We start from the raw sequence: 15,585 nt of genomic DNA on the forward strand, positions 1-15,585 counted from the left end.
GCGGATCAGGATTGGCATACAGCGCGGGGTGGTCGGGAATCAGCTCGCCGTTTCGAGAATGCCCAGCATGTATGCTCGAGCGACGACATGCTTGCGGGTACCGGCCTGGAATTTTCCAAACAGGTTTTTCAGGTGCCACTTCACCGTTTCCTCGCCGACATTCAAGGCCAGGGCGATTTGTTTGTTCGACAGATTGCGCGCCAGCAATTGCAGCACCTCACGCTCCTTGGGGGTCAACAGTCGACTGGGCGAAACGCTTGACGTCGCCGACTCCACTCGCGAAACAGGGGCAACCAGAAGCGAAGAGCCTTTCGGCACGAGCGTTTGGTGCTGAAGCTTTTGCACCCATTTGACGAGATCGGGATGCGTGTCCTGCACGACTCGCTGCAATTCATACTCCTGCGCCAGGCTGACGGCCTCCAATAAACAGGCAGTGCCATCTTCTCCCAACGCGTCGAGTGCCAACGCCCGGAGCAGCTTGATCTGGACAATTTCCCGACCGCGCCGCAAGTGCTCGGCGGTCTGGTTCACGCTTCCCAGTGCCAGCAACAACGCCGGCCAATCTTTTTTCACCAACAACACATAGCTGTTGGCCAACCCAACCAGCAGGGCCAGCTCCGGCCCCAGCAAACCTTGATTTTCACGGGCAATGAGTGGAACGACATCGTCCAGCCGTCGCCATAACGCGTTGCAGGTATCGATCCGCCCCTGCAACGCGTGCAGACGAATCTGCTCGCCCAGCGAAGCAATGCAGAACCGAGGGATACTTCGCTCTTCACCGAGGGAGAATAAAGCCTCCAGAATGTCCTGCCCTCGATGCCCCTGCCCTTTTAGCTCGGCCAGACGCGCGGCCGTGAGAAAGCCGAGCACAATTGCGTGCGGCGAAGCTAGGCGTTCCACCATATCCAGTCTGTTCGCCATTACAGTGCCGGCTTCTTGAAGCTCTCCTCGCTCCAACAATACGGTGGCGAGACTGCAGGCCAACATGACGGTCATCGGGCTGCGACGACCAATGTCCCGTTCCGCGCGCAACAGGCTGTCGCGCAACGCGGCCTCTGCCGGCACCATTCGCCCTTCGGACAGGTACGTCAGACCGACCACCCATTCACCAAAGCCGCGAATGGCATCCAGTCCCGGCGTCCAAGCGTAATGCGGTGCACGCTGAAAGATACGCCGGGCTTTTTCCGGCTGCCCCTGAAACAAGGCCAGCCGCGCAATCTGATTGGCCACAATGGCTTGCAACTTGATTGAGAACGAAGGCAGCCGATCGACCCAAGGCGTGATGAGCGCCAGCGATTCGTCCGGACGGTCGGCAAAGTAAGCAGCGGCAGTGGCAATGGCCGCGGCTTCGCAGCGTGTGGCCTCATCGGCAGACGGGTGCTGCTCAATGCTGGCAATCAATTGCGCCGCTTCAGCCTGACGCTCACCCATGGCCAACGCCCAGGCCGCGGCTAGACATATACCCGGACGAGATAAAACATCCGCAGGCTCAAGCTCCTTGATCCATTCCAGTACTCGACTGAACTGCCCCCGTAACATGACATCGTAGAGGCAGGCTTCGATCATGATGAAGGCAGGCTTTGAAAGGCCGGCTAACAGGTATTGCCGGGCAGCCTGTTCCAGAAAGCCGCTTTGCTCCAGCCACATCGCCGCCCGTTCGTGAAATCCCTGACGCTGTTCCAGGGGCAGACTGGCAAAACGACCATGAAGAAACTCGCGCGCCAACGGATGAAAACGTACCCAGTCACTGTCGACACCCTCGACGAAAATTGGCGTCGAAACACACAACACCTTGAGCAGTCCATCCGCCCGAGGGTTATCCGTAAGTGCCATGCACAGAGAAGGTTGAACCGTCTCCAGAAACGCAATGCTTACAAGAAACTGAACCTGTTCATCCGGCAGATGAGCAATGAGACTGTCGACGAAATAGCGCTGGATATCACCGGAACAAGTCGACAGTTCTTCAATGGCAGCACGCAAGCTCTGGCTTTTTTCCATCGCGGAAATCGCCAACTGCAAGCCCAGTGGCCAACCCTCGGTGATCTCATGCAGGCGTACACAGAGATCGGTATCGATCAGCGCACCAAAACGGGAGTTGAGTATTCCAACGGTTTCTTCTACCGCCAGACGCAGTGCGGGTGTGGTGATCGTGGCGTAACGGCCGCTCGCCATGAGATCAGCCACTTGCAGATTCAAGCGTCCGCGAGAGGCCATCATGATGCGCAAATTAGCCGGGGCGTTGTGCAACAGATAGGTCAACGAATGACGGACGGTGACTTCGAGCAGGGTGTCTGCTTCATCCAGTATCAGCACGGTTTCGCTGCCCAGGTCAGCCACTTCCGCCAACCATTGAGTCAGCCCTTCCAGTTCGTCGCTTCCCTTTCCAGGAATGCGTTCGGCAGAGCGCGCGAAAGATGAACGTCCACTGCCAATGGCCATGGCGGCTGCCAATCCGTTGACAAAACGCTCAGCATCATCGTGAGCATCGAGTGTGAGCCAGGCCACCACCGCCCCAAGAGACAGGCATTCGCGGCGCCATTGAGTCAACAGGAAGGTTTTGCCGAAGCCCGCCGGAGCCTGGACAGCGATGACGACCTTTTCCGCGAGTTCCGGGGAGTCAATGCACAGGCGACTACGAACCTGCGCAGTTTTCTGGCTGCGCGGTGGTGTCGTTTTGAGAATTAACTCAGGCTCTATGGGATCCATTTTTGAGGACCTCGTTGCAAATCGATAGCTGTCGAAGCCTGGGAGTCGGCGGTGTCTGTTCTATACCTTAGGATGAGCCACGTCGACTCACCAGGACGCACAGCGTGATAAGTCCCTCCGGGCATTCAAAACCTGTTCAGCAAGACCTGCAACTGTGTGTGTCCAGTATCGCAACCTGTACTTGCGTCGCTAAATCGATTGACTGTCAATTGGCATTCTCTCAGATCACCACACGCTTCCCCCCCCATTCACGGGGGGGTAAACTAATTCATTATCAATCTAAAAAAGTATCAAAGACCTTCAAAAGTCGAGCTTTAGCTAGGAATTATGAGATAGCCGCCTTTCAGGACTGGCGGCTATCGGCCAAAAGCAGGCATTAGACGCGTGTACGAACCCAGCGGCTATTCACTGCTCTAAATCCCGCTGTCTGCCGAAGACGTTCACGGCGCCGACGCCCTATTGCATCGGTCTCGCTGATCCCGTCTCGCACCACTCCGAAAGCATGTGAGGTCAGGGTGCGGGGGCTGCCGGTGTTGATTCCGTACGTCGCACTATCCGGCCATCGACGTCCAGGCCTTCCCAAGGGCTGCCCTGGCTACAGGTAAACTCGAGGCGTAAAAAAGCCCGCGTTGAGCGGGCATCGGAAATCATCCGAACTAATTCAGGCACCTGATTCAGGGTCACTCGCAGGCATACCGCGAGCTTCCTTATCGTTTTCGTCCTGATCGTCCATCTGTGGGTCGGCGTCAGGGTTATCGACTCGACCGCTCTGTCCAGCTTCTGGATGCTCACTCGACACCGAGTTATTTGCATCCACGTCAGTCATGTCTTCGTCGACAGGAGCCTCGTCATCTGGAGGCAGCGGAACTTCGGGCTCGTCCCTCTTGGGGTCATGGCCGGTTTCGTTGTCCGTCGTGCGCGTTTCGGGCTGCTGTGATTTGTTGCCAGGTGCGTTCTCGTCAATGTCCATGCTGAACCTCCGTACTGATGCGCGGGATGTCCGTGCTTGAACATGAGAAACGGCAAAGCGTTACAAGTGCAGCGCAGTGGACGAACGGAGAAGAAAAACCCGGCTCACTAGCCGGGCTTTCTCTCCTATCTCCTATCGTCTGAAAGCGGTGTCTGTTCATCCGCCTCTGGGGTAGTCCTCTCACCAGGATCCTTCCAGTCTTCTGGACGATCATCGCTTGGATTTTTCAACGGATCGTATTTGTTCGGATCGTCTGGATCTAGCGTCGGCTCATCTGAACCTGGCTCAGGCTTGGATGGAACAGAACCTTGTGTTTGGTTTTGAAAACTCGAATCGGTAGACATACCCACCTCACCAATGAGGTCCAGCTTTTCTGGGCCGTAATAGTTTGAATTTGGCAGGTGAAAAGTGTGCGACTGAGCAGATGAGCGGGCAGCAAAAAGCCCAGCGGGCGGCTGGGCTTTTGGAGTTGCACGGACTTGCCCCCCATCTGCATCACAACTGACCAGTCATTTGCAGCCGACTTGACCAGCGCACGTGGGAATGACGACCGGCAGAGAACGGCCAGAAGCGGACACTCAAAGCTGAAGTCCCGACGGTCTATCCTTTCATCTTAACGATTGTGGTTCACTGGCCGCACGAGCGCGGATGAGCAGTCCATGGACCGCTCCTCGCAGCCAGTCGATGAGTGTCTGCCAATGTAATTAAAACCGTTGAGCTACTCGACAAGCTCGACGTAATTAGACTCGCCACTTCCAGTCGCACCGGACAACCAACCCCAAACGAAGTGAAGAGTCGTGCGCCCAGTTGGATCAGCCCCCACCGTGCCGCGCGACCAACCAGCAAGAAGCTCACCATCCGAAGTTAAACAGTGGTAGAGAAGTTCAATGGTATCGGGGCCTGTGACGCGACCAACCTGGTTTCCTATACGGATCCGTCCGCCTTTGTAGCGGCTGGTAATTGCACCGTCCTCAACAAAGTAATGAAATATCGTGCCAGCACCTGATAGACCTTTGGTGTTGTTCGCTACAGTGAATCGGCGATTGTTCAAACGCTCGTTGATTAGGGAAAAAGCGTTTTCCATAAGTGTTGTGTCCTTCCAGTGAGAAATCCATTCCTGTCTACGCCCACCTTAAACCAGGCTGCGTAGAGTGTTCCATCTGAAAGTCCGCTAAGGGTCGTTTTCTGCCTCTCGCGACGGGCAGAAAACGACCCATACCTGCCCTTCGTGTAGAGCAGCTATCGGCCAATAATGGACCTTCGAAGCGTCCGCATCTTGGGAGTGATCTCACATTTCCAATCCAAAATCGCGGTAGTTCAATTCAACGATGCATGGGATTTAGAGTTCGTAAAAGTTACAGCGCCAGTACGTCCGTAAGCTTGTAGCATTGGCTTACGCTTCGACCTCTGTGGCCCCATCGAAGCCTCCATCCTGCGATACATCTCGGACGTACCATGCGTATAGAACCTCTTCCCCCGCTGCAAAACCTAATCGCATTCGAAGCCACCGTACGACACGGCAGCTTCACTCGCGCCGCGGCCGAGCTTCATCTGACACAAAGCGCGATAAGTCGGCAAGTTGCGCAACTGGAGGAGTTTCTTGGTCGTGCGCTGTTTCGGCGAGAGCACAAGCGTATTCATTTGACCGTGGCAGGTCAGATTTATGCTGAGGAGGTGCTCCGAGTACTGACGCATTGCGCAGAAGCAACAGCACAGGTCATTACCCACACCGGAGAGCAGGAGTTGACCTTGGCCAGCTCAAGTGGTGTGGCTGCTTTGTGGCTCGGGCCTTTACTGGGTCGTTACTCTGATGAATTCCCCTCAGTGGAGATTCGGTTACGTGTTGTAGACGGTCTGGATTCACTTGTTCGTGCCGAATTCGACTTGGCTCTGTATTTCCTGCGCAAGCCATCACCGCCAGGGTTCGACAGCCGGTTACTGTTCGTCGAATCCGTGGGGGCCTATTGCTCGCCGGATTTTCTCAAGGGCGAAGTACTGGAACCGGAGCAGTTGACTGAGCACCGTTTGTTGATGCTGGAAGACGGGCAGCGCCAATGGCTTTCCTGGGCTGACTGGTTTAGTTACTACGGTGTTGATGCGTCGCTGATCCGCCAGCGCATGAGCGTCAACCACTATCCGGTATTGGTGGATTTGGCCATTGCCGGACATGGGATCGTATTAGGCTGGCGCCCGATGATCGACCGTCATCTGCGCTCCGGCGCGCTGGTTCCTGCGTGCAACGTGCATGCGGGTGCAGCCGGTGGCGGTTATTACCTGCTCAATCCCCAGGGACAGGTTCCCAGCCGCGCTGCGCGCGCGTTCGAGAAGTGGATGATGAGCACAATTGCAACTTAGCCCTTAACGTTTGCATGCGCCTGGCGCATGCAAACCTGCGTAATAAGCGTTTTCCGTCTTTTGAGGCTCCCTTTATTCTCAATCAAAGGGCACGAGACTCGATTGATCCACACCTATATCGACTCTCCTCCAATACTGCAGGGTCAATCCCTGCGCGTGATGCATGCAGGAGCCATTCGTGAACACTATAAAAATAAACACATCGACTACACACAACAAACAGGCGCGTCGCGCCATTGTTGCCACCGTAATCGGCAACGGTCTGGAGTGGTTTGACTTCACCGTTTACAGTTTTTTTTCGGTCATTATCGCTAAGGTATTCTTCCCCACCGATAACGAACTCACTTCTTACCTGATTGCCCTGGCCACATTCGGCGTCGGATTTTTCATGCGCCCTGTTGGCGGCATTGTCATCGGTGTTTACGGTGACAAGCACGGGCGCAAAGCCGCCTTGTCTCTGACCATCCTGCTGATGGCTCTCGGCACACTGATCATCGCGATAACCCCCAGCTATGCGCAGATTGGCCTCATGGCCCCCATAATGATCGTGTTGGCGCGATTACTACAGGGCTTTTCTGCCGGTGGCGAGATGGGGAGTGCCACGGCCTTCTTGATCGAGCATGCACCCGCCGGCCGCAAGGCATACTACTCCAGCTGGATTCAGGCGAGCATCGGTGTCGCGGTGCTGCTCGGCTCTGCGCTGGGCGCAGCGCTGTCGAGCTACCTGACGCAGGCACAACTGGAAAGTTGGGGTTGGCGCGTACCGTTTATCATTGGCACCTTGATCGGTCCAATCGGGTTCTACATCCGCAGCCGGATTGAGGAAACTCCCGCCTACAACGAATCCAAGCCTGTCGATTCTCCTCTGCGTGAGGTATTGCGCACGTACCCGCGCCAGACCTTGATCAGCTTTTCGCTCGTGGTGCTTTGGACTGTCTGTACCTACGCCATTCTGTTTTACATTCCGTCGTACTCCACACGAGTGCTGCAGCTGCCTTCCTGGATGGGGTTTTGTGCCGGAATGATGGGAGGCGCAGTGTTGATTATCGTCACTCCGATCGTCGGCGCGCTGGCAGACCGGTATGGCCGTCGTCCGTGGCTGCTGTGGTCGGCCTTGGCCATCTTCGTCACGGTGTATCCGATGTTTGTCTACATCAACCAGATGCCTGGGCTGATTTCGTTACTGGTGTTCGAGTTAGTACTCGGCGTGCTAATCGCCGGTTACATCGGTTCGATACTCGCAGCCTTCGGAGAATTGCTTCCGACCCACGTGCTTTCAACAGGACTTTCGGTGGCATACAACGTCGCAGTGACGATCTTTGGCGGCTTTGCGACCTTCACCATCACCTGGCTGATCGCCCATACGGGCTCAAATGTCTCACCGGCCTTCTACATCATGTTTGCGGCGCTCATCAGCAGTATCGGCGCGATGCTATACCGCGACCATGAGCCTGCATTGCGCTCTACCCTGACGGGAGCTTACTAGTGAATACTCATACTTCTAACCGCTTGATTCTGCGCAACGGCCAACTACTCGACTTGCAGCAAGGCCGATTGATTGCCGGCCAGGAAGTGCTGATCGAGGGCGATCGGATTATCGCTGTACGCCCCCAAAGCAGGGTGCCCGAGGCTGGCGTACAAACCTATGACCTGAACGGCAAGACCCTCATGCCTGGCATGATCGATTGTCACGTACATGTGCTGGCGTCCAACGCTAATCTGGGCCTCAATGCACTACAACCGAATGCCATCATCATGTACCGAGCCCTGCCGATTCTCGAGGCGATGCTTGGCCGAGGCTTCACCACCGTGCGTGATGCCGGAGGCGCCGATTGGGCACTTGCCCGCTCAATCGAGCTTGGACTGGTTCCCGGGCCGCGGATTTTCGCTTCAGGCAAGGCGCTATCGCAGACGGGTGGTCACGGCGACATGCGCGCTCGGGGCTCGTTACTGCTTAACGAACCCTGCTCGTGCTGCTTCCGGGCCGGAGCCATCGCACGGATTGTGGACGGTGTCGACAACGTCCGCCTGGCTGTTCGCGAAGAGCTTCAGCAAGGGGCCAGCCAGATCAAGATCATGGCGTCTGGCGGCGTGGCTTCTCCCACGGACCCCATCGCCAATACGCAATACAGTGAGGCAGAAATCCGCGCAATCGTCGATGAAGCTGAAGCCGCCAACACCTATGTAATGGCTCATGCCTACACTCCCCGTGCGATTCGACGCGCCATTGAATGCGGCGTACGGACCATCGAACACGGCAATCTGGTTGACGCTGACACCGCCCGCCTGATGGCGGAGCGAAACGCCTTCGCAGTACCGACTCAAGTCACTTACGAAATGCTGGCGGAGCACGGTGCACGCTTCGGATTGGCGCAAGAGTCTGTCGCCAAGATCGAAGAAGTGCGCCTGGCCGGGCGCAATGCTTTGCGGCTTTTCGCCGAAGCGAACGTGCCGATGGGTTATGGCTCCGACTTGCTGGGTGAGATGCATGAGTACCAAACGCATGAACTGAAAATACGCGCCGAAATCCTGGGCAATCTTGCCGCCTTGCGAAGCGCCACAACCGTGGCTGCACAGATATTACAACGCGAAGGGGAACTGGGCTGTATCGCCCCAGGAGCGCTGGCCGACTTGCTGGTAGTCAACGGCAATCCGCTTACGGATATCGATTGCCTGATCGGTCAGGGTGAAAACCTGGTGATGATTATCCAGGACGGCAGTATTAAGAAAAACACACTTACGTAGTAGTTGCGAACCTGGGGGCTCCCCCCATGCAACGGATGCCAACAATATCGCAGCCATTGTGAGCTGCTACAGAACTCAGTGCATTCAGGAAATCAGTTAATGAAAAAGCAACTACAGAGTTTTGCTTTGGGTACGGCTGTGCTCGGCTCATTGTTGGGAACTGCGAATGGCGCCGGTTTCATTGAGGACAGCAAGGCAACTCTCGACCTGAGAAACTTTTATTACAACAGCGACACCCGTGATACACATAAGGCTACCGTCGATGAATGGGGGCAGGCATTCGTACTCAACGTAAAGTCTGGCTTCACAGCAGGCACCATTGGCCTGGGGCTGGATGTCATTGGCACCTATGCAGTCAAGCTCGATGCTTCCGGCCCTGGCGCTCTCTTTCCCCGTAAACAAGATGGCGAAGCGGTCGACGACTTCAGCCGTGGGGGCTTAACCGGCAAACTGCTCTTTGCCAAAACCGAAGCTCGTGTCGGAACGCTTCTACCGTCTTTGCCAGTGATCACCGCCAACGATGGCCGGCTTATGCCGCAGCTCTTTGAAGGCGCCATGGTTACATCAAAGGATATTGACAACCTTACCCTTACGGCCGGGCAGATCGAGCATGCTACCGGCCGGATGTCTAGTGATAGCACCGGCCTCGCAGTCGCAGGCGGTACACGCCAGAGCAATAAATTCCGCTTTGTCGGAGGGAACTACACCCCATTCGACAACGTGTTGCTACAGTACTATTTCGCCAATCTGGAAGACTATTACAACCAAAACTTCCTCGGCGCCATGCACAACCTGAAATTTGACAGTGGGCAGTCACTCAAAACCGATTTGCGCTGGTTCAGGACACGTGGCGATGGGGCGAACGCCATGGGTACTCCCGGTTACAGAACTTCGGGCTTCACAAAGAACGGCGACGGGGAGATTGACAACAATACCTGGAGTTCGATGTTTACCTATGGCGTGGGCGGCCATGCTTTTAGCCTCGGCTATCAGGAGGTCTCGGACAACAGCAACTTTGTCCAACTCAACCAAGGCAGTTTGGTTGATAAGGACGCGGGCGGCACTTCGCTGTACTTGATTACCGACCGCATGACGGCAAGCTTCAATTATGCGGGTGAACGCACGGTCCTGGGCCAGTACGGCTATGACTTCGCATCACTCGGCATGCCAGGCCTGACCGCCAACCTCGCGTACCTCAAGGGTGATCAAATCAAACAGATACGCGGTGCCGAAGAATGGGAGCGTGACTTTATTGTCGGTTATGTCGTGCAAAGTGGGGGGTTCAAAGGCGTTGGTGTTGCGTGGCGCAACTCCAGTTTGCGCAGCGACATAGGAGGCGATGTCGACCAAAACCGGATGACGGTAAGCTATTCCCTACCTCTTTGGTAAACATCGGTCGGCACGCTCAACTATTGACTTAAATCTATAGCGAACCAGTCATGCCTGTGGGTCGATTTATTCGTAGTCTTCAGGTGCAGTTCCACTTTGCTGACAGCTTCCCTTCAACCGTTACCAGCATCGGTGAAGGTGGGACGGTCTATCTATATTGGGTCGATTGCCGCCCTTCGCGATAGACCGCTTTTGGCCGTTTCCTGCCTGTCACGACTGACCAGGTTGGCTGCAAAATCCCACTTCAGATGGAAGTCGCTTTCCATCAAGCGCAGTCTCTCGATTGCAGCTATGAAACTTAGGGCGATCATGAGCCACCCAGAACGCCAAATAACCGGCCAAATTCGTTTCCGCAAATAAGTTCCCACCCCTTGATTTCAAAGGCCTCCAGAGCATTAATGAATACTGCCTAGCGGAAACGAATATAACTTAAGCTATTGAAATATAACGATTAATCTTTGGACTTGAAAACCGTCGACTGTAACAGGTCCATGAGTTCGAATCCCATCGCCTCCGCCATCTTTATACGACAAAGCCCTGATTATTCAGGGCTTTGTCGTTTCTGGCTTTTGGAAATACCTACCAGCCCACACTTCAGCCCACACCCTGGATGAAGCATTGATTTTCGACCAGTGGCTAGTTTTTCGAATGCTCTCTTGCCGCTACACTCTCCTGAAGTACCCATTAAGACTCAGCTCCTGCAGGAAGCGCCGAGACAAAAGTAACTATCTTGATCTCGTCCTCAGCAAGCCAAAAAAATTACGTACAAACGAAAACGCCGCTCAAATGAGCGGCGTTTTTGCGTATGGAGCGGGAAACGACAGTGCCGCACCAAGACTCCGAGAAATGCCCGACTCTTTTACCATGGTTAACATCGACGGTTAATTCCAGCCGCCACCCAATACTTTGTACAAGCTCACCCGATTGCTCTGTTCGGCCAGACGCAGGGTGATCAGGTCCTGCTGTGCGCTGTACAGCGAACGCTGGGCGTCCAGGGCTTCGAGATAGCTTTGCGAGCCGCCGCGGTAAAGCGCGTCGGCCAGTTCGAAGCTTTTGCGGCTGGCGTCGGTCAGCGCTTGCTGCGCCGCCAGGCGTTGATCCAGGGTGCTACGCACCGCCAACGCGTCAGCCACTTCCTTGAAGGCTGTCTGCAAGGTTTGTTGATAGGTCTGCACCTGTATTTCGTGCTCGACCTTGGCCGCGTCCAGCGTTGCACGGTTACTGCCGGCATCGAAGATCGGCAGGCTGACGCTCGGGGCAAACGTCCAGGCGCCGCTGCCGGATTTGAACAGACCGGACAACGCCGAACTCGCGGAACCGGCATTGGCCGTCAGGGTGATGCTTGGAAAGAACGCCGCGCGGGCCGCACCGATGTCGATATTGGCCGACTTGAGCGTATGTTCGGCGGCCAGGACATCCGGGCGGCGCTGCAACAGGCTGGACGGAAGTTCAGACGGCACCTGAACCAGCAGCGCAGCCGATTGCAGGCTCGCGCCCGGTAGCAGCTCATCGGGAACGTCGCTGCCGACCAGCAGGCGCAAGGCATTGCGGTCCTGGAGAATCTGGCTTTCATAGACCGCCGCGTCGCCCCGCGCCGACTCCACGGTGGTTTGCGCCTGCGCCAGAGCCAGGCCGGAAGAACCGCCCAACGCGTGACTGCGCTGGGTCAATTCGTAGGTCGCCTGCTGACTGCGCAGGGTCTCCTGAGCCAGCTGTAACAGTTCGTTGTCCGCCGCCAGAGTCAGCCAGGCCGTGGCCACTTCGGCCACCAGGCTGATCTGCGTGCTGCGCCGGGTTTCGGTCAGTGCCAGATAGGCTTCCAGCGCTTCGTCCTGGAGGTTCTGTACCCGCCCGAACACATCCAGCTCATAACTGCTCAACCCCAGTTGCGTGCTGTAGTCATGACTGGTGGCCGTCGTGCCACTGCTGGACAACGAACCGGGCGTACGGCTGTGAGTGCCGCTGACGCCGGCATCGATGGAGGGCAAGGCCGCTGCTCGCTGGATGCGGTATTGAGCCTGAGCCTTTTCAATGTTCAGACTGGCCAGGCGCAGGTCGCGATTGTTGGTCAGGGCCAGGGACTGCAAGCGTGCCAGGCGACTGTCGGTGAAAAACTGCTGCCACTCGATGTCGGCTGCCACCAGCCCCTTGGGCGTGCTGGCTGCCGGCAGCCATTGCTCGGCGACGGGCGCTTCAGGACGCTCATACTGAGGCGCCAGATTGACACAGCCGCCGAGGGCCAGAACGGCCAGCAGTGGCCAGTGAAACTTGATCATGCGTCACCTGTCTGGACGGATTGGGCGGAGGTCGAAGCCATGGAAACGCGGCCAAAACGGCGGCGGATCTGCACGAAGAACAGCGGTACAAAGAAGATCCCCAGCACCGTGGCGCTGAACATGCCACCCAGCACGCCAGTGCCGATGGCCTGGCGCCCGGCCGAGCCGGCACCGGAACTCAACGCCAGTGGCAGCACGCCGAACATGAACGCCAGGGACGTCATGAGAATGGGCCGCAGGCGTTGGCGCACGGCGATGAGCGTCGCCTCCCGCAAGCTGTTGCCTTGTTCTTGCAGATGCTTGGCGAACTCAACGATCAGAATCGCGTTCTTGGCCGCCAGTCCCACGGTGGTCAACAACCCCACCTGGAAGTACACGTCATTGCTCAAGCCCGTGAATCGGGTCGCCAATACCGCGCCGACCACACCCAATGGCACCACCAGCATCACCGAGAATGGCACCGACCAACTCTCGTAAAGAGCGGCCAGGCAGAGGAACACGAACAGCACCGAGATCCCGTACAACAGCGGGGCCTGGGAACCGGACAGGCGCAGCTGATACGACTGCCCGGTCCACTCGTAACCGATGCCTTCCGGCAATGGCTTGATGATCGCTTCCACCGCGTCCATCGCCACTCCGGAACTCACGCCCGGCGCCGGATCGCCAACGACCTCCAAAGAAGCGCTGCCGTTATAGCGTTCCAGCAACGGCGAGCCATAACTCCACGAGCTGCTGGCGAAGGAGGAAAACGGCACCATCTCATCGTTGCTGTTGCGCACAAACCAATGATCCAGATCCGCTGCCTGCATGCGCGCCGACGCCTGGCCCTGAACGTAAACCTTCTTGACCCGGCCCTGATTGAGAAAATCGTTGACGTAACTCCCGCCCAGGGCGGTGGACAAGGTGGCGTTGATATCGCTGGTGCTCAGGCTCAAGGCGCCGGCCTTGCGATCGTCGATACTGACCTTGAGCTGCGGCGTATCGTCCAGACCATTGCTGCGCACACCCAATAGGCGCGGATCTTTTTGCGCCAACGCAATGAACTGCTCCCGCGCCGCCACCAGGGCGTCGTGGCCCAGGCCACCGAGATCCTTGAGCTGCAGGTCAAAACCGGAACTCTGCCCCAGGCCGCGCACGGCCGGTGGTTGCATGACAAACACATTGGCATCGCCGATGCTCGCCAGCGCCTGGGTCGCCCGCTGGGCGAGGGACGCCGCATCCTGCCCTGCCCCCAACCGCTCGCTCCAGTCCTTGAGCCGGATAAAGGCGCGGGCGGTGTTCTGACTGTTACCGCCCATGCCCAGGCCGGTGATGCTGATCAGCGCCTCGACTTCCGGTTGTTCGAGCATGTAGCTCTCGAACTGCTTCATCACCGCTTGAGTGCGACTGTCCGTGGCGCCCACCGGCAACTGCACCTGAGCCATGAGAATCCCCTGGTCTTCGTCCGGCAGGAACGAGGTCGGCAGGCTGGCGTAACCCGCCGCCATGGCCAGCACCACCAACCCATACACCAGCAGACTGCGGCGCCCACGCTGCAAAATACCGCCCACCAGCCCTTTATAGGCCTCGGCGCCGTGCTCGAAGGTGCGGTTGAACCAGCCGAAGAACCCGCCTTGAGGACCATGGCCCTGGGCATCGGACGGCTTGAGCAAGGTCGCGCACAACGCCGGCGTCAGCGTCATCGCCACCAGCACCGAGAGCACCATGGCCGAGACGATGGTCACCGAAAACTGCCGGTAGATGATCCCCGTGGAGCCACCAAAAAACGCCATGGGAATAAACACTGCGCTCAGCACCAGGGCGATGCCGATCAGCGCGCTGGTGATTTCATCCATCGACTGGCGCGTGGCGGCCAGGGCGGACAGCCCCTGCTCGCCCATCACCCGCTCGACGTTCTCCACCACCACGATCGCGTCGTCCACCAACAAGCCGATCGCCAGCACCATGGCGAACATGGTCAGGGTGTTAATCGAGTAGCCGAACAGCGCCAGCACGCCGAACGTGCCCAACAGCACCACCGGCACAGTGATCGCCGGAATCAGCGTGGCCCGCAGGTTTTGCAGGAACAGGAACATGATCAGCACCACCAGCACAATGGCCTCGCCCAAGGACTTGACCACCTCTTCGATGGACAGGCTGACAAAGGGCGTGGTGTCGTAGGCAATGACGTTTTTCAGCTGCATTTCCGTCGGGTAAAACGGCTCCAGTTCCTTGAGTTTGGCCTTCACCGCTTCGCCAACTTTCAGGGCATTGGCGCCCGCAGCGAGCTGTACGCCCATGGCGGCAGCGGGCTTGCCGTTGAGGGCCGAGTTCACGTCATAGCTTTCACTGCCCAGCTCAATCGTCGCGACATCGCCGAGCAAGACCACAGCACCGTCACTTGAAGACTTGACCACGACATTGCGAAATTCTTCCGCGGTTTGCAGCTTGCTGCGGGCACTGATCGTGGCGTTCAACTGCTGCCCCTTCACCGCCGGCAACGCACCGAGCTGGCCGGCGGAGACTTCAGTGTTTTGCGCCTCCAGGGCGCTGCTGATGTCCGAGGGCATCAGCGCATATTTTTCCAGCAGGGCCGGATCCAGCCAGATGCGCATGGCATAGCCTGAGCCCAATGTCTGCACATCGCCGACACCGTCGATACGGCTGATGGAATCGAGCAAGGTGCTGGAAATGTAGTCACCGATCTGGGTGCCGGTGACACTCGGGTTGTCGGAGGCCAGGGCGGCAATCATCAGGAAGTCCGAGCCGCCCTTGGTCACGGTCAGGCCTTCGCTTTGCACCGACTGCGGCAGTCTCGACTCGACTTGTTGCAGCTTGTTCTGCACCTGCATCTGCGCCACGTCGGGATCGGTCCCGGCGTCGAACGTCAGGTTGATACTGGCGCTGCCCGCCGAACTGCTGGAGGCGGACATATAGGTCAGGTTGTCCAGACCAGTCATCTGCTGCTCGATCACCTGAGTCACCGAATCTTCCACGGTCTTGGCCGAGGCACCGGTGTAGGTGGCGGATATCCGCACCGTCGGCGGCGCGATGTCCGGGTACTGTTCCAGGGGCAGCTGGCTGATCGATAACGCGCCGGCGAGCATGATGACGATGGCGATGACCCAGGCAAAAATCGGTCGATCAATGAAGAAGCGCGCCATG

At 57.4% G+C, this 15,585-nt stretch carries 9 protein-coding genes; 4 read left to right on the plus strand and 5 right to left on the minus strand.

Annotated elements, in window-relative coordinates:
- Positions 1-39: 39 nt before the first annotated feature.
- The 3 genes from ACA059_RS18445 to ACA059_RS18455 all read right to left on the minus strand — a co-directional run bounded on the left by ACA059_RS18445 (position 40) and on the right by ACA059_RS18455 (position 4,760).
- Positions 40-2,706 (minus strand): helix-turn-helix transcriptional regulator, encoded by a 2,667-nt coding sequence (locus ACA059_RS18445; protein ID WP_497630435.1) that lies wholly within the window; start codon positions 2,704-2,706, stop codon positions 40-42.
- A gap of 661 nt (positions 2,707-3,367) precedes the next feature.
- A complete protein-coding gene (locus ACA059_RS18450) occupies positions 3,368-3,676 on the minus strand; it encodes a hypothetical protein (RefSeq protein WP_123366410.1) in 309 nt (102 codons plus the stop codon).
- Positions 3,677-4,394: 718 nt separating this feature from the next.
- Positions 4,395-4,760 carry an avidin-fold protein gene (locus tag ACA059_RS18455; protein WP_497630436.1) on the minus strand — a complete coding sequence of 122 codons (366 nt, stop codon included), beginning with the start codon at positions 4,758-4,760 and terminating at the stop codon, positions 4,395-4,397.
- A gap of 371 nt (positions 4,761-5,131) precedes the next feature.
- Here ACA059_RS18455 and ACA059_RS18460 point away from each other — a divergent pair, with 371 nt between their 5' ends.
- The 4 genes from ACA059_RS18460 (at position 5,132) to ACA059_RS18475 (ending at position 10,165) form a co-directional block, all read left to right on the plus strand.
- Positions 5,132-6,031, plus strand: a complete 900-nt coding sequence (locus ACA059_RS18460; RefSeq protein WP_497630437.1) for a LysR substrate-binding domain-containing protein — start codon at positions 5,132-5,134, stop codon at positions 6,029-6,031.
- A gap of 163 nt (positions 6,032-6,194) precedes the next feature.
- Positions 6,195-7,517, plus strand: coding sequence for an MFS transporter (locus tag ACA059_RS18465; RefSeq protein WP_497630438.1), 1,323 nt, complete (start codon positions 6,195-6,197; stop codon positions 7,515-7,517).
- Positions 7,517-8,776 (plus strand): metal-dependent hydrolase family protein, encoded by a 1,260-nt coding sequence (locus ACA059_RS18470; protein ID WP_497630439.1) that lies wholly within the window; start codon positions 7,517-7,519, stop codon positions 8,774-8,776. Before ACA059_RS18465 ends, ACA059_RS18470 begins: the two co-directional genes overlap by 1 nt.
- Before the next feature lie 99 nt (positions 8,777-8,875).
- Complete coding sequence (locus tag ACA059_RS18475) at positions 8,876-10,165, plus strand: OprD family porin (protein ID WP_497630440.1); 1,290 nt, start codon at positions 8,876-8,878, stop codon at positions 10,163-10,165.
- Between the two features lie 881 nt (positions 10,166-11,046).
- Here the strand turns inward: ACA059_RS18475 and ACA059_RS18480 are convergent.
- Together ACA059_RS18480 and ACA059_RS18485 are read right to left on the minus strand one after the other, a co-directional pair.
- Complete coding sequence (locus ACA059_RS18480) at positions 11,047-12,441, minus strand: efflux transporter outer membrane subunit (RefSeq protein WP_497630441.1); 1,395 nt, start codon at positions 12,439-12,441, stop codon at positions 11,047-11,049.
- Positions 12,438-15,584, minus strand: a complete 3,147-nt coding sequence (locus ACA059_RS18485; RefSeq protein ID WP_497630442.1) for an efflux RND transporter permease subunit — start codon at positions 15,582-15,584, stop codon at positions 12,438-12,440. Before ACA059_RS18485 ends, ACA059_RS18480 begins: the two co-directional genes overlap by 4 nt.
- Between the last annotated feature and the right edge of the window lies 1 nt (position 15,585).

It is taken from the genome of Pseudomonas sp. LBUM1647 (assembly GCF_059716175.1).

What these genes read in the sequence shown, in the direction of transcription:
- ACA059_RS18485 (WP_497630442.1), bottom strand. Translation starts at nt 15,584, where the DNA reads ATGGCGCGCTTCTTCATTGATCGACCGATTTTTGCCTGGGTCATCGCC.
- ACA059_RS18450 (WP_123366410.1), bottom strand. Translation starts at nt 3,676, where the DNA reads ATGGACATTGACGAGAACGCACCTGGCAACAAATCACAGCAGCCCGAA.
- ACA059_RS18475 (WP_497630440.1), top strand. Translation starts at nt 8,876, where the DNA reads ATGAAAAAGCAACTACAGAGTTTTGCTTTGGGTACGGCTGTGCTCGGC.
- ACA059_RS18480 (WP_497630441.1), bottom strand. Translation starts at nt 12,441, where the DNA reads ATGATCAAGTTTCACTGGCCACTGCTGGCCGTTCTGGCCCTCGGCGGC.
- ACA059_RS18455 (WP_497630436.1), bottom strand. Translation starts at nt 4,760, where the DNA reads ATGGAAAACGCTTTTTCCCTAATCAACGAGCGTTTGAACAATCGCCGA.
- ACA059_RS18460 (WP_497630437.1), top strand. Translation starts at nt 5,132, where the DNA reads ATGCGTATAGAACCTCTTCCCCCGCTGCAAAACCTAATCGCATTCGAA.
- ACA059_RS18465 (WP_497630438.1), top strand. Translation starts at nt 6,195, where the DNA reads ATGCAGGAGCCATTCGTGAACACTATAAAAATAAACACATCGACTACA.
- ACA059_RS18445 (WP_497630435.1), bottom strand. Translation starts at nt 2,706, where the DNA reads ATGGATCCCATAGAGCCTGAGTTAATTCTCAAAACGACACCACCGCGC.